At 77.2% G+C, this 543-nt stretch carries 2 pseudogenes; one reads left to right on the forward strand and one right to left on the reverse strand.

Features of this window, described 5'->3' with window-relative positions:
- Positions 1-84, forward strand: a pseudogene (locus FNQ90_RS26225) (transposase); the annotation flags it as partial.
- Here the strand turns inward: FNQ90_RS26225 and FNQ90_RS26230 are convergent.
- Positions 84-543 (reverse strand): annotated as a pseudogene (locus FNQ90_RS26230) (primosome assembly protein PriA); the annotation flags it as partial. The pseudogenes FNQ90_RS26225 and FNQ90_RS26230 sit on opposite strands and share 1 nt — an antisense overlap.

Below are 543 nucleotides of genomic sequence, written 5' to 3' on the forward strand. Positions count from 1 at the left end.
TTCGACACCGAGATACGCCGCATCGTCTGCACCACCAACGCGATCGAGTCCGTCAACGCCCGCATCCGCCGGGCGGTCAAGGCCACCAGGACCCCCGCCCCGGCTCGGGCCGCGCGCAGCAACAGCACCTCGCGCGCGTGGGGATGGGGGGCTCGGTCGTCCCCGTGAGAGGCGTCGCCGTCGTCCCAGCAGATCACCAGGCCGGGGTCGCGGACGGGGGCGAACATCGCCGCGCGGGTGCCGACCACCGCCCGCACCGAGCCCCGGTTGATCGCCAGCCAGCGTCGGTACCGGGCCTCGGGCCCGGCGTCGGCGGTCAGCAGGACGTGTCGGTCGGGGCCGAGGAGGGCGGTGAGCGCGGCGTCCGCCCGGGCGGCGGCACGACCGTCGGGGAGCACCGCCACGACGCCCCGCCCCGAGGCCAGACAGGCGGCTGTCGCGCGGGCGAGTTCGTCGGGCCACCCGGGGCCCGGCAGCGCGGTCCACACCGCTCTGGGGGATCCGCCGCCGGCCAGGGATTCCAGGTAGGCGGGTCCCCGGGGG

Source organism: Streptomyces alkaliphilus (assembly GCF_014141535.1).
In the GTDB taxonomy this organism is placed as follows: domain Bacteria; phylum Actinomycetota; class Actinomycetes; order Streptomycetales; family Streptomycetaceae; genus Streptomyces; species Streptomyces alkaliphilus.